This window comes from Sinimarinibacterium flocculans (genome assembly GCF_003201205.1).
In the GTDB taxonomy this organism is placed as follows: domain Bacteria; phylum Pseudomonadota; class Gammaproteobacteria; order Nevskiales; family Nevskiaceae; genus Solimonas; species Solimonas flocculans.
On sequence record NZ_QICN01000013.1, the window covers coordinates 107,992 to 129,065 of the forward strand.

General features: G+C 66.7%; 16 protein-coding genes. 3 read left to right on the forward strand and 13 right to left on the reverse strand.

The features are described 5' to 3' along the window. Nucleotides 1-194 precede the first annotated feature (194 nt). Nucleotides 195-1,625: a WS/DGAT/MGAT family O-acyltransferase gene (locus C8D93_RS18640; protein ID WP_110266746.1), complete on the forward strand. Its 1,431-nt coding sequence runs from the start codon at nt 195-197 to the stop codon at nt 1,623-1,625. A 66-nt stretch (nt 1,626-1,691) separates the two neighbouring features. On the opposite strand, the gene C8D93_RS18645 is transcribed toward C8D93_RS18640, so the two are convergent. From C8D93_RS18645 to C8D93_RS18700, 12 genes are all read right to left on the reverse strand, one after another. Next, nucleotides 1,692-2,963, reverse strand: a complete 1,272-nt coding sequence (locus C8D93_RS18645; RefSeq protein WP_110266747.1) for a serine hydrolase domain-containing protein — start codon at nt 2,961-2,963, stop codon at nt 1,692-1,694. Further along, nucleotides 2,963-3,283 carry a 2Fe-2S iron-sulfur cluster-binding protein gene (locus C8D93_RS18650; RefSeq protein ID WP_110266771.1) on the reverse strand — a complete coding sequence of 107 codons (321 nt, stop codon included), beginning with the start codon at nt 3,281-3,283 and terminating at the stop codon, nt 2,963-2,965. Before C8D93_RS18650 ends, C8D93_RS18645 begins: the two co-directional genes overlap by 1 nt. 19 nt (nt 3,284-3,302) lie before the next feature. Further along, entirely contained in the window at nt 3,303-4,544 is a 1,242-nt protein-coding gene (locus C8D93_RS18655) for an NAD(P)/FAD-dependent oxidoreductase (RefSeq protein WP_110266748.1), read from the reverse strand. Nucleotides 4,545-4,721: 177 nt separating this feature from the next. Further along, nucleotides 4,722-5,144 (reverse strand): 6-carboxytetrahydropterin synthase, encoded by a 423-nt coding sequence (locus C8D93_RS18660; RefSeq protein WP_110266749.1) that lies wholly within the window; start codon nt 5,142-5,144, stop codon nt 4,722-4,724. Next, nucleotides 5,134-5,826: an SDR family oxidoreductase gene (locus tag C8D93_RS18665; RefSeq protein ID WP_170124116.1), complete on the reverse strand. Its 693-nt coding sequence runs from the start codon at nt 5,824-5,826 to the stop codon at nt 5,134-5,136. The genes C8D93_RS18660 and C8D93_RS18665 overlap by 11 nt, the downstream gene beginning before the upstream one ends. Nucleotides 5,827-5,908: 82 nt before the next feature. Beyond that, entirely contained in the window at nt 5,909-7,792 is a 1,884-nt protein-coding gene (locus tag C8D93_RS18670; protein ID WP_110266751.1) for a propionyl-CoA synthetase, read from the reverse strand. 57 nt (nt 7,793-7,849) lie between these two features. Continuing rightward, nucleotides 7,850-8,854: an alpha/beta hydrolase gene (locus C8D93_RS18675; RefSeq protein ID WP_110266752.1), complete on the reverse strand. Its 1,005-nt coding sequence runs from the start codon at nt 8,852-8,854 to the stop codon at nt 7,850-7,852. 73 nt (nt 8,855-8,927) lie between these two features. Further along, nucleotides 8,928-10,097, reverse strand: coding sequence for a DUF3322 domain-containing protein (locus tag C8D93_RS18680; protein ID WP_110266753.1), 1,170 nt, complete (start codon nt 10,095-10,097; stop codon nt 8,928-8,930). Further along, nucleotides 10,094-13,468: an ATP-binding protein gene (locus tag C8D93_RS18685; RefSeq protein ID WP_110266754.1), complete on the reverse strand. Its 3,375-nt coding sequence runs from the start codon at nt 13,466-13,468 to the stop codon at nt 10,094-10,096. The genes C8D93_RS18680 and C8D93_RS18685 overlap by 4 nt, the downstream gene beginning before the upstream one ends. Then, nucleotides 13,461-14,114 (reverse strand): DUF4194 domain-containing protein, encoded by a 654-nt coding sequence (locus C8D93_RS18690; RefSeq protein ID WP_110266755.1) that lies wholly within the window; start codon nt 14,112-14,114, stop codon nt 13,461-13,463. The genes C8D93_RS18685 and C8D93_RS18690 overlap by 8 nt, the downstream gene beginning before the upstream one ends. Beyond that, a complete protein-coding gene (locus tag C8D93_RS18695) occupies nt 14,111-15,565 on the reverse strand; it encodes a DUF3375 domain-containing protein (protein ID WP_110266756.1) in 1,455 nt (484 codons plus the stop codon). The genes C8D93_RS18690 and C8D93_RS18695 overlap by 4 nt, the downstream gene beginning before the upstream one ends. A gap of 500 nt (nt 15,566-16,065) precedes the next feature. Then, a complete protein-coding gene (locus C8D93_RS18700) occupies nt 16,066-18,510 on the reverse strand; it encodes a DEAD/DEAH box helicase (RefSeq protein ID WP_110266772.1) in 2,445 nt (814 codons plus the stop codon). A gap of 226 nt (nt 18,511-18,736) precedes the next feature. Here C8D93_RS18700 and C8D93_RS18705 point away from each other — a divergent pair, with 226 nt between their 5' ends. Both C8D93_RS18705 and C8D93_RS18710 read left to right on the forward strand, forming a co-directional pair. Next, complete coding sequence (locus C8D93_RS18705) at nt 18,737-19,573, forward strand: nucleotidyltransferase domain-containing protein (protein ID WP_170124117.1); 837 nt, start codon at nt 18,737-18,739, stop codon at nt 19,571-19,573. 2 nt (nt 19,574-19,575) lie between these two features. Beyond that, nucleotides 19,576-19,803 (forward strand): hypothetical protein, encoded by a 228-nt coding sequence (locus C8D93_RS18710; protein ID WP_146216662.1) that lies wholly within the window; start codon nt 19,576-19,578, stop codon nt 19,801-19,803. Between the two features lie 4 nt (nt 19,804-19,807). On the opposite strand, the gene C8D93_RS18715 is transcribed toward C8D93_RS18710, so the two are convergent. Further along, a complete protein-coding gene (locus tag C8D93_RS18715) occupies nt 19,808-20,929 on the reverse strand; it encodes a Fic/DOC family N-terminal domain-containing protein (RefSeq protein ID WP_110266759.1) in 1,122 nt (373 codons plus the stop codon). Between the last annotated feature and the right edge of the window lie 145 nt (nt 20,930-21,074).

Consider the following 21,074-nt stretch of genomic DNA (forward strand, 5'->3'; position numbering starts at 1 on the left):
GAACGAACGGCTGCACTAGAAGCCGCTTTGTCGAGCGGCTGCTGTGAACCCATCCAGTAATGCGAAGCAGCATAAGTCCGTCATATCTCTATGCGACTCATTAGGATACGGCGTCAGCCGCGATTCGTCACGGCCACTGCTCGAGACTGACGAACCGGCGCAAACTGCGATCGCGTACCACGTGGGGGGAGACCATGAATCGCCTGAGTCCAATCGACGCCGCGTTCCTGCGGATGGAGTCCAAGCGCACGCCGATGCACGTCGGCGCGATGATGACCTTCAAGCTGCCCGCGGACGCGCCGGCCGATTTCTGCCAGCAGCTCGTCCAGCAGATGCGCAGCAAGCCGTTCATGCCCGACCCGTTCAGCAGCCGTCTCGCCCGCGGCCGTTTCGGCCGTCGCCTGCCGGCCTGGGAGGACAGCGAGGTGGACATGGAATACCACCTGCGCCATTCCGCACTGCCGTTTCCCGGCGGCGAGAAAGAACTCGGCGTGCTCGTCGCGCGCATGCACTCGCATCCGCTGGACCTGTCGCGGCCGCTGTGGGAATGCCATGTCATCGAGGGCCTCGAAGGCAACCGCTTTGCGCTGTACTTCAAGGCCCACCACTGCGCGATCGACGGCGTCGGCGCGATGCGCATGGTCCAGAACTGGTTGTCGAAGGACCCGAACGACCGCAGCGGCGTCGGGCCGTGGACGGTCCTCGAGCGCAAGCGAATGACGCGCGCCAAGCCGACGCTGCGCGAACGGGTTTCGACACCGGCGCGCAGCGCAGCGGCACAACTGCGCGGGCTGCAGGATCTGGTCCGCAATCTCGCGGCGATGGTCCAGGGCGACGACAGCTCGGTGCGCCTTGCGCTGAAGGTGCCGCGCAGCCTGTTCAATCAGCGCATCTCGCAGCAGCGCCGGCTCGGCACCCAGATCCTGAGTCTGAAGCGCCTGCGCGCCGTCGCCGAGGCCGAGCGGGTCACCGTCAACGATGTCCTGCTTGCGGTCGTCGGCGGCGCCTTCCGTCGCTACCTCCAGGCGCAGGACGCACTACCCGAGCGCGGCCTGATTGCCTCGGTGCCGATGGGCCTGGCCCGCGCCGATGACACTGCCGGCACCGCCGCCGTCGGCTTCATCACGCCGCTGGGCACCGAGCTCGAGGATCCTGCCGAGCGCCTGCGCTGGATTCATCGCGTGACCACGCGGGGCAAGCGCGATCTGTCGTCGATGCCGGCGGCGGCGCAGAGCCAGTTCGCGCTGCTTGGCATCGCACCACTGCTGATCGGCCAGGTCACCGGGGTGCTGCCGAAGCTGCCGCCGCTGTTCAACTGCGTGGTCTCGAACGTGGTGCTGTCGAAGGACCCGATGTACCTGATGGGCGCTGAACTCGAGGCGATGTACCCGGTGTCGTTCCTGTTCGACGGCTATGCGCTCAATGTGACGCTGGTCGGGTATCGCGATGGCGTCGCTGTCGGCTTTCTCGGTTGCCGCGACGCGATTCCGAGCCTGCAGAAGCTCGCGATCCACAGCAGCGAAGCGCTGGCCGAGCTCGAAGTGGCGGTCGGCGTGGCGGCGCCCAGCCCTGCGGCGAAACCAAAGCCGCGCCCACGCAAAGCACCGCGGAAGCGCGCCTCCTAGGCGCCACGCCACTGCCCGCAACACAGCGCGGCGGCGGCGAACGGCCGCCGGCGCGCGCTGCCAGCGCTACGAATGCGGCTCGAGCAGGCGTGCCGCGCGCACCGGCCGGCACGAGCGCGAGATCGCACCGACGATGCGCACCGTGCGCAGAAAGCCGGCCGGCGCCACCGATTTGCCGTTGTTGAGAATCGCGACCGAGATGTCGCGCTCCGGATCGGCCCAGCACAGCACGGTCAGAAAGCCGATGTGGCCGAAGGCCGCACGGCAGTTCGGACCCCACAGACCCACCGGGTTCTCGCCGAGCATGAAGCCGGGTGAGAAGCGGATCGGCAGGCCGAGCATGCCGTCGAACTGGATCTTGCCGACCGGGCGCGTTGCGGTGCGCACGGTCTCGGGCTTGAGCACGCGACGGCCGTCGAATTCGCCGTCATCGAGCAGCATCTGGAACACCTTGCAGGCATCGTCGGCGGACGCGTAGATGTTGCCGGCCGGGACCACCGACGACAGGAAGGCATTGTCGTTCGAGGCCTCGACCGCGCGTTCGAAATCAACGCCAAGCACGCGCTTGGAGATTGCGGTGATCGGCCACATCGGTTTCGGTCCGGTCCGGTAGTGCAGCGGCGCCAGCGTCCGCTGCCCCGGCGGCAGGCCGTAACTCATGTAGTCGAGCTTGAGCGGCTCGGCGATCCATTGGCGCAGCGCGTCCGGCAGCTCGATCTTGCCGACGCGGCGCACCAGCTCGCCGATGATGAAGCCGCTGGTCAGCGCGTGGTAGGCCTGCTTCTCGAAGCGCGGATCGAATGGCGGTGCAAGGCACAGCAGGTGCACCATCGCGTCCCAGTGCTGCAGCAGGCTCGGGTCCGGATGCTGCACCGGCAGCGTCGGGATGCCGGCGCGATGCGCGAGCAGCTGGCGAATCGTGACCCGGTCCTTGCCGTGCGGCGCGAACTCGGGGATGTACTCGACGACGCGCTGGTCGAGCGAGAGCTTGCCACCCTCGGCGAGCTTGTGCAGCAGCAACGCAGTGATCGCCTTGGACGCCGAGAACAAGCACATCGGCGCATCGGGGTTCAGCGCCACGCGATCGTCACGTTCGCCCGGGCCGTTGCCGCGCAGGTTGCCGATCGAGCGCTTCATCAGGATCCGGCCGTGGCGGCGGATCACGATGGTGAACGCCGGCTGCAGGCCGGTGCGATAGAGATTCTCGACCGCCTCCCAGATGCGCGCGCGACCGCGATCGCTGACGCCGAGTTCGTTCGGCAGCGTCTCGGCGGCGTGATCGATCTGCGTGATCGCCGACAGGTCGCGCGGTACCGCGACCCGCCGGTAGCCCAGCATCAGAACTGCGCAGCTGGCACGTGGACGACGATGCCGTCGAGCGCATCGCTCATGCGCAGCTGGCAGGACAGGCGGCTGCGCTCGTTCGGATCAATCGCACCTTCAAGCATCGACTGCTCGACGTCGTCGGCCGGCGTGAGCTTCGCGACCCACTCGGGATCGACATAGACGTGGCAGGTCGCGCAGGAGCAGCCGCCGCCACAGTCGGCGACGATGCCCTTCACGAGATTGGCGGTTGCGGCCTCCATGATCGACTGCCCGACGGCGGCGTCGATGGTCTGCTGGCTGCCGTCGGGCAGCACGAAGTTGATCTTGGGCATCATTAATCTCCAAAAAAAATCAGGCCGCCGGCGTCGCCAGCGACTTCATCGGCACCGATTCGTCGGCGAGCTTCGCCGGGTCGATCACCGCACCCTCGGCGACGAGCTTCTTGGCGAACATGAATTCCTGCGGTCGACTGACCGTATCGGCGGCAATGAGCTTGCCGCCCTTGAGGTAGAACACGGCGAAGTTGCGCGCGGTCGCCGGATCGCCGCGCAGCACGATCTGGTCGTGCGCGCCGGAGATGCCGACCGTCTGCAGCTTGAGGTCATACTGATCCGACCAGAACCACGGCACGGTCTGGTACGGCTCGTTCTTGCCGAGGATGTTGCGCGCGACCGCGCGGCCTTGCTCCATCGCGTTCTGCACCGATTCGAGGCGGACGTTGCGCCCAAGGAAGGTGCTTGGATGATTGGTGCAGTCGCCGGCGGCGTAGATGTCCGGATCACCGGTGCGCGCGTACTGGTCGACCACGATGCCGTTGTCGATCTTCAGCCCGGCGGCGTCGGCGAGCTCGGTGTTGGGGATCAGGCCGATGCCGACGACGACGAAATCGGTCTCGATCCGGGTGCCGTCGGCGAGGGTCACGGCATTGACCGGCGTGCCCTCGAAGCCGGCGAGCTGCGCGCCGGTGCGCAAGTCGACGCCGGCCTCGCGGTGCACGCGCTCGAAAAAGGCCGACACCTCCGGCACGGTAACGCGGGCGAGCACCCGCGGCAGGCCTTCGAGCAAGGTGACCTTGAGGCCCATCTTGACCAGCACCGCCGCGCCCTCGAGGCCGATGAAGCCGCCACCGATGATGGTGACGCGCTTGCCCGGCTCGCACAGCGCCTTGATCTTCTGCACATCCTCGATCGTGCGCAGCACGAAGACGTTGCTGGCATCGGCGCCCGGCAGCGGCAGCGGTCGCGCGCGACCACCGGTGGCAATGACCAGCTTGTCGTACTTCTGGGTGCTGCCGTCGGCGAGCTCGAGCAGCTTGTCCTTGCGGTCAATGCGCACGACCTTGGTATTGCCGCGGAACTCGATCTTGACCTTGTCGAGCTGCGCCGGCTGCATCACATAGAGACTTTCCTGCGTGGCCGCGCCCGACAGATAGGCCTTCGACAGAGGCGGGCGCTTGTACGGCGGCTGCGTCTCCTCGCCCAGCATGATCACGCGCCCGGCAAAGCCCTGCCGGCGCAGTTCGGCCGCTGCCTCGCCGCCGGCCTGACCGGCACCGACGATAACCACGGTGGAATCCACGTTGAGTTCGCTCATTGCTCTTCGTTGCTGTGGTAGGAATAGGCCGCGGGGGCAGCCGCGAGTGTCACGGGGCCGTCATTCTAGAGGCATCCTGCGTTCGGCGGTGGGCGAACCTGGCCCAGACCCGCATCCGGTTCGACGGGCGTCCTGCCCGTGCCCGCAGGGGGCTTGCGAGGCCGACGGTCGTCGCCGCTACTCGCCGCGATAGCGCGCCCAGTTCTTCTCGGTCTCATGCAGGCAGACCTCATAAAGCAGCTCGCCGTAGTGAGCGCGCAGGACCTTGAAGAACAGCACCGTCAGGTTCTCGACGGTCGGGTTGATGCCGCGGCAGAGCTTCGAATCGTGATTCAGATGCCGATGATCGACGTCGTCGAGAATCAGTCGCCGGATCGTGTCGCGCAGCTCGGTGACATTGACGAGGATGCCGGTCCTGGCGTCGATCGGTCCGCGCAGCGTCACCTCGATCACGTAATTGTGGCCGTGGCCGTGGTCGTAGGCACACTTGCCGAACAGCGCCCGGTTTTCGGCCTCGGTCAGCGCATCTGACCACAGCCGGTGCGCGGCGGCGAAGGTCTCACGCCGGGTCAGGCAGATCTGCGGGGCCTCAGTCGTCATTGCAGTGGATGTCCACGATGGTGCCCGTGACCGGGGCCGACTGGCTGCGGTCGAGAAGGTACTCAATCGTCGGGGCGACCGCGTCCGGCGTCGTCTGCGGGCTCAGCCCGAGCGCGGCCATCATGCCGGTGCGCATCGTTCCCGGCGCGATCGCGTTGACGCGGATGTCGTGCGGCCGGCCCTCGAGCGCGAGCGCCTCGGTCAGTCCGCAGACCGCGTGCTTGGACGTCGCGTAGGCGCCGAAGCCGCTGAAGCGCTGCATCCCGCGCAGGCCACCGAGCGAGGACACGTTGACGATGTCGCCGCCGCTGCCGCGCTCGCGCCACAGCCGCATCGCTGTGCGACACGCATGGAAGGTCCCACCGACATTGATCGCCATGACTTCGGCGAAACGCTCGGGCGTCAGCTCATCCCACACCGCGCCGCGCCCCATGATCGCCGCGCAGCAGACCAGGGCATCGGGCGCATGCTGGCGGATTGCCGTCTCGACGGCCTGCGCGTCGCACACGTCGAGCGCGCAGGCCGTGGCATCCGGCAGTTCGGACGCCAGCGCCTCCAGCAACTCGACACGCCGACCGGCGACGATGACCCGCCAGCCGCGTGCCGAGAGGCGCCGCGTGACCGCAGCCCCGAGGCCACTACCGCCGCCAGTGATGAAGACCGCCCGTTTGCTGCTGCTCATGCTGGCGATTATCGCACGCGATCGACAACGAAAGCCTCTATACACCGGCATCGACGTCTGCGCGCACCGGGATGCGGCGCCTTCAGGGGCGGGCTTTCAACGCGGCCTCGATCTCATCAAGAATCCGCGGATCGTCGATCGTGGCCGGCGGGTTGTACGGCTGGCCATCGGCGATCGCGCGCATCGTTGCACGCAGGACCTTGCCGGAGCGGGTTTTCGGCAGGCGCGGCACGATCAGGACGGTCTTGAACGCCGCGACCGCGCCGATCTGCTCGCGCACGCGGGCGACGAGCTCCTTCTGGATCTCGGCCTGCGAGCGCTCGACGCCGGACTTGAGCACGACCAGGCCGAGCGGCAGCTGGCCCTTCATCTGATCGGCAACGCCGATGACGGCACACTCGGCAACGTCCGGATGGCCGGCAAGCACCTCTTCCATCGCGCCAGTCGACAGTCGATGGCCGGCGACATTGATGATGTCGTCGATGCGCGACATGATCCAGGCGTAACCGTCTTCGTCGATGTAGCCGGCATCGCCGGTCAGGTAGTAGCCGGGATAGCGTTCGAGATAGTTCTCGCGATAGCCCTGTTCGTTGTTCCACATCGTCAGCAGCGCGCCCGGCGGCAGCGGCAGCTTGAGCGCGAGATTGCCGATCTCGCCGCGCCCCATGGGTCTGCCCTCCGCATCGAGCGACTGCAGGTCGAAGCCCGGCACCGGCACCGTCGACGAACCCGGCTTGACCGGCATCGGCTCGATGCCCTGGCAGTTGGCGATCGCCGGCCAGCCAAGTTCGGTCTGCCACCAGTGATCGACCACCGGCACCTTGAGCATGTCCTGCGCCCAGGCGATCGTGTCCGGATCGGAGCGCTCGCCGGCGAGATACAGGGTACGCAGGCCGCTGACGTCGTACTGCTTGAGCAGCTCGCCGCGCGGGTCTTCCTTCTTGATCGCACGGAACGCGGTCGGCGCGGTGAAGAAGGTCGACACCCGGTGCTGCGCGATGACACGCCAGAACGCACCGGCGTCGGGCGTGCCGACCGGCTTGCCCTCGTACATGATCGTCGTGCAGCCAAGCAGCAGCGGCGCGTAGACGATGTACGAATGGCCGACAACCCAGCCGACATCCGATGCCGCCCAGAACACTTCGCCGGGCTTGACGTTATAGACGGCGCGCATCGAGTAGTGCAGCGCGACGGCGTGGCCGCCGTGGTCTCGGACCACGCCTTTGGGCTTGCCGGTGGTGCCAGAGGTGTAGAGCACGTAAAGCGGATCGGTCGCCGCCACCGCTACGCAGTCGGCCGGTTGCGCGCTCGCCATCGCCTCGTGCCAGTCGAGATCGCGGCCGGCGACCAGATCGGCCTTTACCTGTGGCCGCTGCAGGACGATGCAGCGCGCCGGCTTGTGCGCAGACAGCTCGATCGCCTGGTCGAGCAGCGGCTTGTAGGCGATGGTGCGCCCGGGCTCGATGCCACAGGATGCCGAGACCGCGAGCACCGGCTTGGCATCGTCGATGCGCTTGGCCAGCTCCGGCGCGGCGAAGCCGCCGAAGACGACCGAGTGGATCGCACCGAGGCGCGCGCACGCCAGCATCGCGATCGTCGCTTCCGGCACCATCGGCATGTAGACGATGACGCGATCGCCCGGCTTCACGCCCTGGGCGCGCAGCGCGCCGGCAAAACCTGCAACCGCATCGCGCAGCTCGCGGTAGCTGTAGGTTCTGACCGTTCCGGTGACCGGGCTGTCGTAGATCAGCGCCGCCTGGTCGCCGCGCCCGTCCTCGACGTGGCGGTCGAGCGCGTTGTAGCAGGTATTGAACTGCGCGCCGGCGAACCAGCGGCACATCGGCGCCGTGGTCTGGTCGAGCACACGGTCCCAGCGGCGATACCAATGCAGATGCTGCGCCTGCTCGGCCCAGAAGGCCTCCGGGTCGGTCAGCGACCGGCGGTGTTCGTGTTGATATCGGCTCATCGCATGCTCCTCAGGTTCTTCTCCCCTCGCCCGCTGGCGGCAGAGGGAATCAAGAACTCACTCGCTCCCCAAGTGTTCGCGCATGAACGCCAGCATGTCGCTGCGCGCCTGCTTGACCTCCGGGTACAGCCACCCGAACAGCGGAAACGCATGCGGCAGCACCGGCCAGACATCGCAGCGCACGTCGACGCCGTGCGCTTTTGCGCGCTGCGCGAACATCACCGTATCGTCGAGCAACACCTCGGCATCGCTGGCGATCAGATACATCGGCGGAAAGCCGCGGCAGTCGGCGAAGATCGGCGACAGTTCCGGATCGGAGGCGTCCCAGTCGCCGACATACATCTCGTCGATGCGCTGCAAGGCCGCGATCGGCAGGATCGGGTCGACCTTCATCTTGCGCGGCCGCGACGGCGGCGCATGGATACGGCCCAGCTCGGTCGCCGGCGACACCGGCAGCGCGCAGGCCGGCATCGGCCAGCCGTTCTTGCGGATGCGCTGCAACACACCGAGCGTCAGATTGCCGCCGGCCGAATCACCACCGAGCACGATGCGCTCCGGCGCAAAGCCCAGATCGAGCAGTGCGCGGTAGGCACGCTCGCAATCGTCGAGCGCCGCCGGAAAGCGGTTGCGCGGTGCCAGCCGGTAGTCCGGCAGGAAGCAGTGCGCGCCGAGCTGCGCGCTCAGGTCCGCGGCCATTTCCAGATGCGCGGTCGGCGCAGCCGGCAGGATGAATGCACCGCCGTGCAGCCACAGGATCACCGGCTTGCCGGTATCGCGAAGATCGCCGATCACATGCCCGGGCAGGGTGCCGACCACGCTGTATTCGATCGACTGTCCGTGCGTCTTTCGGCAGCGCATCCGCATCATCCGCAGCTGGATGCGCGCGATCTTCTCGTCCGATCCGCGAATCATCCGCGCCAGCATCGGCCGCAGCGTCCACTTCAGCAGCCAGGTGATAAAGCGGCTGCGGCCGCTGATCGGAATGTCGCAGTAGCGGACCAGTCCGGCGGCGGGGGCGAGCAGCAGCGGCGGCTGGTTGGGGGAAACGGAGTCGGCGTTCATGGCGTGCAGTGTAGTAGCGATGCGCGGCGCGGCGTCATCCGATCAGGCGAGACGCATGATGCACAAGCCGCCGTCAGCACGCCGCCAGTGCCGCGCGCACCCAGGCAAAGCCGATGAACTCCTGCTCCAGCCGCAGCTTGGGGCGGATGCGCTGGTCGCGCAGGTCGTCGAACAGAGCGCGTTCGTCCGGCGTCAGCCGATGGAGGTCGTGCGTCACCGGCTTTTGCTCCTCGCCCCAGAACTTCTGGAAAGCCATCAGCGTGGCCCGGTCCATCAGCAAGGAGCGCACGCCGGGCAGACGGGCACGCAGTTGATCGAGAATCGCGAAGCCGTGCGTGTCGATATCGCCCCAGTAATGCAGCTCGCAGCGCGCGAGCCAGGTGTTGCGGCCCAGTGACTCGAACCCGTAGCCGGCGCCGAACAGCACCAGGCTGTCGGCAGCGGGCGGAAAGCTCAGGAAGTTGGTTTCGTTTTCGGTGATGAACACCCGCGATACGTCACAACGCAGCGCGCGGAAACTGTCGGCATCGAGGGTGATGTCGCCGCCCGCCACACCGGGCAGCAGACTGCGCGCGGGATCGAGCAGGCGGAATCGCACGCGCGCCGGCTTGTCGAGAAAGCCGTAGCGACGATTGAAGGCCGCGGTCGTGGCAGCGGCGTCGATCGCATCCGCTGGCAAGACCTGGTCGAGCAGTTCGGCGAGCAGGCCGCGATGATGCTCGATGAACTTGCTGGGCACGCCGGGAATGTCCACCTGCCGCAGATGAATGCCGGGACGCGGATGCGTCTGCAGCCAATCGACAACGTCGAGCAGGCGCGACCAGTCGCGGGTCTGTTCGAGCGCGCGGAGCGGACGTCGGGCCAGCCAGTCGAGCAGCTTCGGCTGGCGGCTGCGGGTGATGCCCAGCAGCGCGTCGAAGTCCGCCGCCTCGCGCGCGCGACCGATCAGGGCCAGCGCATCGGCCCAGCTGTCCACCCAGACCTGCTCGGGGATCGTGCTGCTGCCGCGCACGCGATGGCGAAACTCGCGCCACTGCACGCGGCAATGCGGCATCGCGCGCAGCGCCGCGACCCAGGTGCGCACCTCTTCGTAACGATCGACCAGATCGGCCGATGTAGGGGCACGCAGCTTCAGCCGCAGCGGGAACAGCACCTCGCCGGTGACGCGGCTGGACAGCAAGCTACCGCGCCCCCACAGCCGGCGCAGCTGCGCCACCAGATCCGCCGGCTGCGTCCAGCTCACCCGGTCAGCCTCGCCTTCTCGGTCCGGTACTCCTCGATCGACAGATTACGCAGCTTCGAGGCATTGCCCTGTTCGTTGTGAACGAAGCCGACGCCGGCTACGAAGGGTTCGATCACATGGATCTTCTGCAACGGTGTGACGATCAGCAGTTGCAGATTGAGCTGCGCGAACAGCCGCAGGCCGTATTGCGCCGATTCGTCGGAGCCTCGCCCGAAGGCCTCGTCGATCACCACGAAGCGGAAGGTGCGCGAGCGGATCTCACCCCACTCCAGGCCGAACTGATAGGCCAGGCTGGCAGCGAGTATCGTGTACGCCAGCTTCTCCTTCTGGCCGCCGGACTTGCCGCCGGAATCCGAATAGTGCTCATGCTCGGCGCCGTCCTCGCGCCAGCGCTCGCTGGCGCCGAACAGATACCAGTTGCGCACATCGGTCACCTTAGCCGTCCACCGCCGATCCAGGTCGGACAGGCCTTCGCGACCACGGAAGCGGTCGATGATGGCCTTGACCTGCATGAACTTGCCTTCCGAATACTGGCTGTCCTCGGCGCCGCCGAGTACGTCGTCGGTGCAGCTGCGCAATTCGTTCTGGAAATCGCGGATGTCGGCGTCCGGGCTGAGCTGCGGCTCGATGACGATGTAGCGCCCAGGGTTGTAGTCGATCTGCGTCAGCGACTCGTTGATGCGCTCGATGCGGTCCTTGATCGTCTCGCGCTCGCGAGCGAGCTGCGACTGGAAGTTGGCGATCTCGCGGATCGTGTTCTCGTTCAGCAGCTCCTTGAAGCGCGCCTCGAAACGCGGCAGGTCGTCGGCCTGCAAGGCCAGCAGCATCTTGCGGTAGTCCTCGACCGCGTCGACGCTGGCGTCGACTTCGGCGGTGTCGAGCGGATACGCGTGCCGGTAGTCGCTCATGGCCGCAACGATCCTGTCGCGCAGGTTCTTGATGCGCTTGTCCTCGGCATCGAGTTTGTCCTGCAGCCACTGTCGAAACTCGCGCTCGCGGTTGTCGCAGGATTCCACGCTGAGCTGGTACTCGCCCAGCGCACTGTCGCGCAGTGCGCTCAGGGCGTCGAAGCGCAGTGCATGAGCGGCGTTATCGGGATCGTCGATGACCTGCCGGCATTGCTGTTGCAGGTCGGCCGCGTCGCTCTGCTTCTGTTCCAGTTTGGAGCGCTCGCTGGCGTGTCCGTCACGCCGCTGCTGGTCCTGGACGATATCGACCTGTAGCTGCTCCAGTTGCGCACTGAGCTCACGCAGGCGATCGGAGGACTGCTCCAACGCGCGCTTTTCATCTTCGAGACGCGCCAGCTCGGCGGCCACGCCCGGCCAGTCGAGTTCGCGCCAGTCGTCGTAGACCTCCAGCTTGGACAGCACCGACAGCCGCGACTTCAGCACCTCCTGTCGCTGCTGCACGGTGGCCAGCGCAGCGCCGACTTCGGCGAGCCTGCGCTCCAATGCCGCGCGCTGGCGTTCCAGCGCCTGGATCTTGTCGGCATTGCTCCAGCCGAGCACGTAGCGGCTGCGATCGTCGATCGCGTGACGGTCGTCCTTCTCGTGGCGCTCCCCCGGCGTCTTGATCTGCCCGGCGCGGGTGACGGCGTGCTTTTCGCGGCGGAACTGTTCCGGCGTGTCGGAGCAGGCGATGTCGAAACGGCGATGCAGTTCCTGCTCCAACCAGCCGTAGAACGGCGTTTCCGGGTGAATCGCGAGCTTTCGCACCAGGGAGTCCGGGCGCGGCGACGGCGACTCGGCATCGCGGCGCTCGCGGACTCTGAAATAGACCAGACGCCCGCGCAGATGCGTGCGGTCCACCCAGGCGGCCACCTGCACGTAGTGCGCGTCGGGCACGAGCAGCGACAGGCCGAAGTTGTGCAGCAGGCGCTCGGCCGCGCCTTCCCAATCCTGCTCGTCTTCGCGCACGCGGATCAACTCGCCGGCGAAAGGCAGCGCTTCCTCGTCCAGAGACAGCGCCGCGCAAAGGGCACGGCGCATCGCGATCTGTGCGGATGGCAGATTGCTGCGCCGGGCCTTCAGGCTGTCGATCTCATCGCTCAACTGCGTGTGCGCCAGACGGCCGTCACGCAGCGCCACGGACTGCTCGGTGCGTTCGTTGTCCAGCGCCGCCTCGTCGTCGCGGGTGCGCTCGATCCAGCCATGCAACTGCTGACGTTGCGCCTGAAACAGACCCGCATCGGCCGCCGGCAGCTCGCCGATCTCGCGCAACAACGCTGCGTACTGCTCGGCCCGCTGGCGACGCCGGGTCAGCGCCTCGGCGCATTGACGGATCTGCTCGGCGAGTTGATCGAGCCGGTCGCCACCGTTGTCGGCGATCGCGCGGCGCAGATCGCTCTCGGCCGTACGTCGCGCCTGCAGCTGCTCGTCCAGCCGCTTCACCTGGGCGTCGTGGCGCGCATGGTCCTGCGCCAGCAGCGCCAGACGGCGGTCCAGCAGCTCGTGCTTGACCTGCGCGAAGTACGCGCGCAAGGCCTCGCGCAGCGCACGCAGCTCGGCTGCCGCGGCCGTCAGCTCGGCATGGCGGTCGCCGTCGGCCACCAGCGGCGTCAACAGCTCCACCTGGCGCTTGGCCTTGAGCACCGCCTCGTGCGCGCGATTGAGATCGTCGAAATGGCCGATCAGCGCTTCGATACGCTGGCGCACCTCGGACGGCTCCAGCATGTGCCCACGCACGAAATCGGTGAGATTGCCGACCGACTTCATCGAGACGGTCTGGTGAAACAGCTCCAGCGCCTGCTCGTTGTCGATGCCGAAGCGGCGCTTGAACCAGGCGCCATAGGGCGGGAAACTGTCCTCGATCTCGGCCCCCAGGCCACGCAGCTTCTTGCGCAACTGGGCGATCTCGCTGCCGAAGCCGGAGAAATCGCCGGCAATCGACAGCTCGCGCTCGGCACCGACGAAGAAGCGCGCCGGCTGACCGGCACCGTCCTTGATCCAGAACACCTGCGCCAGGGTCACGGTCTGGTCGTAACCGGCGTTGTGAAAAACACCGAGAATCACCGAGTAGCTATTGTGGTCGCGCAGCGCTACCGGCCGAGCGCTGCCGGTGGTTTCGCTGCGCTCGGACTTGTAGTGTCCGAGCACGTAAGACCGCAGTGAGCGTTCGCGGCTGTCGGCGCCCGCAGCCTTGTTGTAGGCGATGCGGTGTGCCGGCACCAGCAGCGTCGTCACCGCATCCACCAGTGTCGACTTGCCGGAGCCGATGTCGCCGGTTAGCAGGGTGTTGCGCCCGTCCAGCGTCAGCGTCCACACGCGCTGGTCGAAAGTACCCCAGTTGAAGACTTCGAGCCGCCGCAGGCGAAAGCCGGCCAGCGCATCGTCGCCGGCGAAGTCCAGCGCCTGGGTCTGCAGATCATTCATCGGCGCTTCCCGGCGCGGACAACTGCGCCTGATACGCGGCCAGACGGCTGTCGAAATCCGCTAGCCACTGCGCGTCGACAAAGGCCTTGAGGATGCGCCGTACCTCGTAGCTGCTTGCGGTCGCGGCCTGACCGGAGGCCGGTTTCAGGCGTCGCAGGAAGCCCAGTTCCACGACCTTGTTGATGTGGCTGTCGATGCGGTCGACGAGCCGCGCCTCGTTGCTGGACGCGGGCAGGAACACGCGCAGCAGTTCGACGATATCCTCGCGCGAGAGCACCAGCCGGGTGTCACCGCCGCCGGCGTCGCTTTCCGCAAGCTTGCGCCGCAGCAGCGCCAGCAGCAGACTCACCGGAAACGACAGGGGGCGCCGCGCCACCAGCCGCGGCGCTACCGTGTCGGCCTGCTCGTCCTGCGCGGTGCTGCGCGAGCGCAGAAAGGCATAGCCCTCCGCTTCGTCCAGAACCAGTTCCAGCCCGAGCACGGCAACGTAATCGCGCACCCGCGCCTGCAGCGTCAGCAGTGAGTTCCACAGGCGCGGCGCGTCCTGCTGGTAGATCACGCCCTTGAGCAGTGTCACCGCCAGCATTGGCAGTCCATCGGCGACAGCGTCGGCGGCGCCTGCCGCTTCGTTCGGGACTTCACTCATCTGACGAAAATCACTCTGGGCAGACGCGCCTGGCGCAGACAAGCCTGGCCGTCGGCGCCCACCCCCTGCCAGTCCACCCGCTCGTCCACGGACTCATCGACCGCCACTTTGAAAGTATCGTCGCCCAGCTGCAGATACGCGACCAGCTCGGCGAGACCTTGCTGCAGCGGCTGCTGGCGCACCAGCTCGCACAGCGTCACCTGCGCGCGATCCTGCAAGGCCTGACGCACATGCCTGCTCAGCCGCGCCTTGTCGACGACCACCTGGGCGTACAGAGCAGCGGCGTCGACATCGTCGTCGCCAGCGGCGAGTACTTCGGCAACGATTCGCGGCCGGAGCGCCGGCGCATGCAACGGGCGCTCCATCGGCAGCTCGATGTCTGACGCGGGATCGGCGATCTGCATCACCGTATCTGGCAGGGCCGAGTCGCGCAGCGCCAGTGCGCGGGCCTCGATCGAGTGCGGGATGTCCATGATCCGCCGGTTCTCCAGCCAGGCCTGATCGTCCAGAAAGCGTCGCAGCTGCCGGCTGAGTTCGGCGACCGTTCGCTGCGTGTGCTCGCCGGCCTCCAGCCAGTCGTAGTGCACCCGCCGCAACCGGCCCTCGGGCTTGAGCGCCTCCACCGCCGGCAGCGACAGCGTGTGCTCCAGCAGCGCCGAAAACTCCTCCTGGCGTCGGCTGGACATCAGAAAACCCCAGAACGCGCGAAAGCTGCGCCCCTGATCCGAATCGGCGATGGCGTCGCGCTCGCCGATGATGTCCTCCACCAGCGCGCCCTTGCCGCCCTGCCACAGCGCGATGCGCTCGCGCACACGCCGGTCGAGCTGGCGCAGGTTGTGCTCCACCTCGCGAAAATCGCTCAGCAGCTCGCGCGCCAGTTGCAGGAACTGCTGGAAGCGATCCCGCACGGCGGTGTCATCGAGCACGGATGCTTCGCCGGACAGCACACTGGCGATCTGCGCGTCGATCTCATCGCGGCGGCTGTGCAACTCGGCCAGCCGTGTCTGCGGATCAGTCTCGGTGCCCTGACTGATCTGTCGCAGCAGCTCGAACAGCGTCAACAGACGAGACTCGGTGCCGACGAAACTGCGTTCGCCCAGGGTGCCGAGCCATGCGATCGCCTTCTCCGTGGAAGGGGTCAGATCGAACTGCGGCTCGTCCGTCCCCTGACGGTAGAACTTGCGCAGCCAGCCCTTGTCGGGCGCCGCCCAGTCGTCGAGATAGTGCAGCGCCGGTTTCGGATACGCCTCCGGCCCCAGGCGCTCACGCAGCGCGAACAGCTCGTCCTCCAACGCCTCGGCCAGATCCGCCTGCGCGACCGCACGCAGGTTCGGCACCACGAAGACGCGATGCAGAAAGCTCGCGATCAGCGCTGCATGATCCGCACGCAGCAAACGCCAGGCCGGGTGGTTCTGGCGCAGCAGTTCGAGGGTGGCGTGGTCGAACGACATCAGCTCATCCCGATGAATCCCCGATTACCTCGACTCGTGCTTCGAATCCCGAAAGGCGGCCTTTACAGCACGGACGCCGAACTGGAAGGCGAGTACCGCAGCAGGCCAGCAGCGCAAAGTCTACCCATCGCGCTCGTGCCGGCCGAAGCGCGTACACCGATGCACCCTGCAGACCGAACAGGCCGGCGCGCACGCCGGATTGGTCAGAAAGACCTTGAAGCCGCGCACGCGCTGATAGCGGCGCCCGGGCTGGTCAACGCGAAACACCCACTGCAACAGGAACGCCGCCGAGGTATCTGATGTCGTCGCAGCGCAGCAATCCCCGGATCAATGCTCCCGGCAGCCCCCACCTCTGACTCAGGCGCCCAAGATGATCCGTAACCTCTTGTACGGAAAGGCCTTTCAACGACAATTCCTGTTAGTGAAAGTGTGGTTATCTTAGCTCGATTCTCGTCAGCCCCTCCGTGAGCCGTTCACGCTCTGGTTGCAGGAACAGGCCCTCAAGGTGCGCGGGGCGGCTGCAGCGCTTTCACCAGCTCGCTGAGCGAGACCGCGAGCTTGTGCAAGGTTTCCGGAGGCGGCATGGGCAAGCGCAGATAGCTCTGGCCGGATCGTGGGTCCGTCTCCACTGCGGACTCGGCCGAGCCGTTCTGCACCTCAGCCAGCGTCGTGACGAGTTTCAGACCGGCATCGAGCAGGTCGGCCCATGGGTTGTCGACGACTTTTTCCGACGTATCTCCCGGTACGACTTGCGGTGTCGACTCCGCTGGTTGTGGCTCGGGCGCGGCGGACATCCCGCTTTCGGCCGGTGCGGCGGTTCGCATCTCGCCGGTGGTCGCCCCGGTCGCCGCCTCGACGGTCTCCATGAACTTCGACAGCCGCGTGCCATGCAGGAAGACCTCGGCGCTGCCGCCGTCGAGCACGCCGGCGAACAGGGACTTCTTGAAGGCCAGCAGCGAGAGCATGCCCTCCTCGATCGTGCCCTCAGCGATGAAGTTGACGACGCGCACGCCGCGAGTCTGGCCGAGGCGGTGAACGCGGCCGATGCGCTGCTCCAGCACCGCCGGGTTCCACGGCAAATCCATGTTGACGACGGTGGATGCGGCATGCTGCAGATTCAGGCCGATGCCGCCGGCGTCGGTGGAAAGGAAGACGCGGCAGTCTGGATCATCGTGGAAGCGCGAGACCAGTGCGCCGCGCTGCGCACCCGGCACGCCACCGTGGAACAGCACATGGCCCCAGCCGCGCTGTTCCAGCCGGCGCCGGATCAGCTCGTGGGTGCGCAGCCACTGGCTGAAGATCACGACCTTGGCGTCGGGCTGCTCGAACAACTCCTCCAGCAGCGTGAGCAATTCGTCCACCTTGCAGCCGTGATCGGTCTGGCCGTCGAGCAGGAACGTGCTGTTGCAGGCCATGCGCATGTTCTGCAGCGCACAGGTGAGCGCGCGCTGGTCGGCGTCGGCCAGAAACTTCATGCGCCGCCAGCGCTGGATGATGCGCGCGACGGTCTCGCGGTTCTCCTCGTGTACCGCCTGCTGCTGCGGTGTCATCGGCACGAAGAAATGCTTGTCGAGGCGCTGCGGCAGCTCGTCGAGCACGTCGGCCTTGCGCCGGCGAATCAGGATCGGTGCCAGCGTGCGGCCAAGTCGATCGAGTCCGACGTAGCCGGTGACGCGGCCGCCCTCATCGCGCTGCTGGTGATCGTGCAACAGCTTCCAGGTCGGGCCGAGGCGGTGGCGGTCGACGAACTGCACGATCGAGACCAGCTCCTCGAGCCGGTTCTCCAGCGGCGTGCCGGTGAGCACCAGCGCGTGGGGGCTGTCGATGCGCTTGAGTGCGCGCGCCGCCACTGTGTTCCAGTTCTTGATGCGCTGCGCCTCGTCGGCAATGACCAGGTCAGGCGCCCAGCCGCGGATGTCGTCGAGGTCGCGCGCAAGCACGTCGTAGTTGACGATCTTGCAGAACGCCGGCTCGCGGTACTGCTGCCGGCGCAGCCCCTGTCCACCCTGGATCACCTGCGCCTCGCGGCCGGCGAAACGCTGCAGCTCGCGCTGCCACTGGTGCTTGAGCGAGGTCGGACAGACCACGAGCACACGCTCGACGCCGAAATGCCGCGCGTAGATCTCCGCTACCGCGATCGCCTGCACGGTCTTGCCCAGGCCCATCTCGTCACCAATCAGCGCGCGGCCGGCACGCACCGCGAACAGCGCGCCCTCGGCCTGATACGGAAACAGCGGCACTTTGAGCAGCTTCTTGAGCGCCGAACTGGCGGCGCCCTTGGGATAAACCTCGGCGAGACGCTGTGCGCGTGTGCCGGCATCACGCAGTTGTGCAACGTAGTTCAGCGCATCCTCATAGCAACGCAGGTCGTGCCCGGCCTTGCCCGCTGCGGCGATGAAGTCCTCAAGGTGCGAAAGACCGCTGTCACGCAAACGCCAGTCCGCATCCGGATCGAACAGTCGTCGCGCCTGCTGCGCCAGCGCCGGCGGACAGTCGCTGCCCGGACGCAGGCGCAGATTGCGCTGCGCGCCGTAGTGCAGATACAGCTCGCTGTAAGTCGGCGCGTAGCCATTCTTGAATGCAGTCTTGCCGCCGCGTCGCGCCGCCAGCTTCGCCAGCAGGAACTCGACGTGCTTGCAGGTGCCCAGCTCGTTGGTAGCGAAATCGGGACAGGCGCAATAGTTGTCGCCGAGTCCGGCGCCGCGGATCGCGACGCGATAGCGCCCGCCGCTGTCGGGATTGCAGACGACGAACTCCGAGAATACCGGTTCACTGCCGAGATTCTCCCACTCGAAGCTCTGCTCGCGCCCAAACTGGCGACGCAGCGCTGCCTGCCAGTGCTCGATCGGAACCTCGTCGGGCCGGTGGGTGCGCGAATAGCGGGGTTCGAGGGATTTGCGAGCGCGCGGCGAGCGCGCACGGCGCGAGCGCGGGATTGAAGGCATGGCGGACATTGATTGGATGGAACGCACAGCGATGATGCGAGTCAGTGCGAGGCCGCGCAACAGCGGCGCCGCTGCGCCTGGGGCCGCTACCGCCGGTATTGAGCATCACGGCGCGCCCATCCCTCGCTCCGCAGCTCGGCCTGCTCGGGCACCGTCTGTCCTGCGGGGCCAGCGGATATGCCCGCCGGGGTCAGGTTCTGAGCCTCTCGTATGTGACCGTAGCGATATGCCTGCCTTTCTGCCTCCGGTTCCCGATCCGTCCAACGCGCTGTCACCGGCAGCCGTATCCGAGGTGCGCGCGCGCCTGAAGCAGATCGCCACCGATCACGATGTGAACGTCCTGCACGCCATCGAATCGGGCAGCCGCGCCTGGGGTTTTCCGTCGCCGGACTCGGACTACGACGCCCGCTTCATCTATGCCCACGACGCGGACTGGTACTTCAGCGTTCACGAACGGCGCGACGTGATCGAAACGCCGATCGAAACCGTCGGCGGCATCACCTTCGACGTCAACGGCTGGGATCTGCGCAAGGCCCTGCGGCTGCTGGCCAAGAGCAATCCGGTGCTCATCGAGTGGCTGCAGTCGCCGATCGTCTATGTCAGCGCAGCGTCCGCGAAGGGTCATTTCGCCTCGGAGATGCTGGAACTCGCAGGGACGTTCTTCTCTCCGAAGTCTGCGCACTATCACTATTTCCACATGGCGCGGAAAAACTATCGAGAGCACCTGAGCGGCGACTCGATCAAGCTGAAGAAGTACTTCTACGTGCTGCGCCCCGTGCTGGCCTGCCTGTGGGTGGAACGCGGACAGGGCATTCCGCCGATGAGCCTGACCCAGCTGCTCGACGACCTGCTGCCCTCGGGGTCGATGCGTGACGACATCCTCGAATTGCGCGAGCGCAAGATGCGCACGCCCGAATTCGGGTCCGGCGAGCCGATTCCGACGATACAGCGCTTTCTGACCGCGCAGATCGAACGGCTGGCCAGCATTGCGCAGCCCGAGGCGTCCCGAGCGGACCCGACGACGCTGGACCGCTTCCTGCGCCGATGGGGGTCGAGGACTTGACCGTGAAAAGAGCCGCGCCCGCACTGCCGCAGCTGGGTGCCGGGCCGCCCTGGGCGCAGGCCTACGCGAAACTCGCTTTGCTGATCACTGCCGGGCTCGACGTCATCGGCGGCGCCTTCTTCGAGTACGCCCTGCGATGGCTGCTCGCCGTCCCGGTGCTGGCTGCCTTGTTGCTGCTGCCCGTCTGCGCTCTCGGCCTGCTGGCGGCATGTCTCCGCTGCTGCCGGTAGCGCGTTAGCGGGGCAAGGGCTCAGCGCCCTCGGTGAGGATATCGAGGTAGGCGTCGTAGGCGTACAGCCGATGCCGCTTCTTGCCGGTGAACTCGCGGACGATGCCCAGTTTTTCCAGTGCCTGAACCGCCTTGTCGACCGCAGGCCAGCTCATCTTGAGCCGAGTCGCCGCATCCGGAATCGCCAGCACCGGGCGCCGCTGCAGGAGTCGGTGCACACGCAATGCCGAGCTGGCGCCACGTCCCAGAGCGGTGATGCGCTCGCGGTCGCGGGCAAACAACTCAAGGACGCGTTCGGCGGTCCAGACGGCCGACTGCGAGGTTTCGCGCACGCCGGTGAAGAAGAAGCCCAGCCAAGCCTCCCAGTCGCCATGCGTGCGCACCCGCTGCAGCTTGGCGTAGTACTCCGAGCGGTTTTCCTTGAAGTAGAGGCTCAGGTAGAGAAGCGGCTCGGACAATGCGGACTCGGCACACAGCAACAGCGTGATCAGCAGCCGGCCCAGACGGCCGTTGCCATCGCGATAGGGGTGGATGGTTTCGAACTGCACATGGGCCAGCGCCGCCTTGAGCAGCACCGCGGTACGTTCCGGCTGGTCATGCAGAAACGCTTCGAGCTGGACCATGCAGTCCGCCACCGAAGAAGGTGGCGGCGGCACGAAGGTGATGGTGAAGGGTCGGGCCTTGCCGATGAACACCTGTCGATCGCGGAATTGCCCCGGCGCTTTGTCCTCGCCCCTGCCGTCGCGCAGCAGGATGCCGTGCATCTCGTTGAGCAGTGCTGTCGAGATCGGCCGACCGGCCTTCAGCTGCGCCAGGCCGTAGTCCAGCGCGGCGACATAGTTGGAGACTTCCCGCACGTCGTCCATCGGGACGCCGGGCACTTCGTCAAGCTCGAACAGCAGCAGATCGCGTAACGAAGACTGAGTGCCCTCGATCTGCGAGGACAGCACGGCCTCCTTGCGGACGTACTGATAAAGGAAGAGCTGCTTCTCAGGCAGGATTCGGGCGATGCCGTCCAGCCTGCCCAGGGACTGATTGGCTTGATCGCGCTGCTCGGCCAGCGCCGCCGACCATTCGACCGGGGGCTGCGGTGGTAACGGATGAGGAATGAAGGCGCGCGTCTTCAGAGGGTGTAGACAAAATAAAGTAAAATAGCAGTCTACTGGCGATCAGAGCACAGGGGCTGCGAAATGGGCAAGCGGGGGCGTCCGCCGAAGCTGACGGAACTGGACTATCCGATGTTGCGAGAGGTGGTGATCGCTCGGCCGGCCG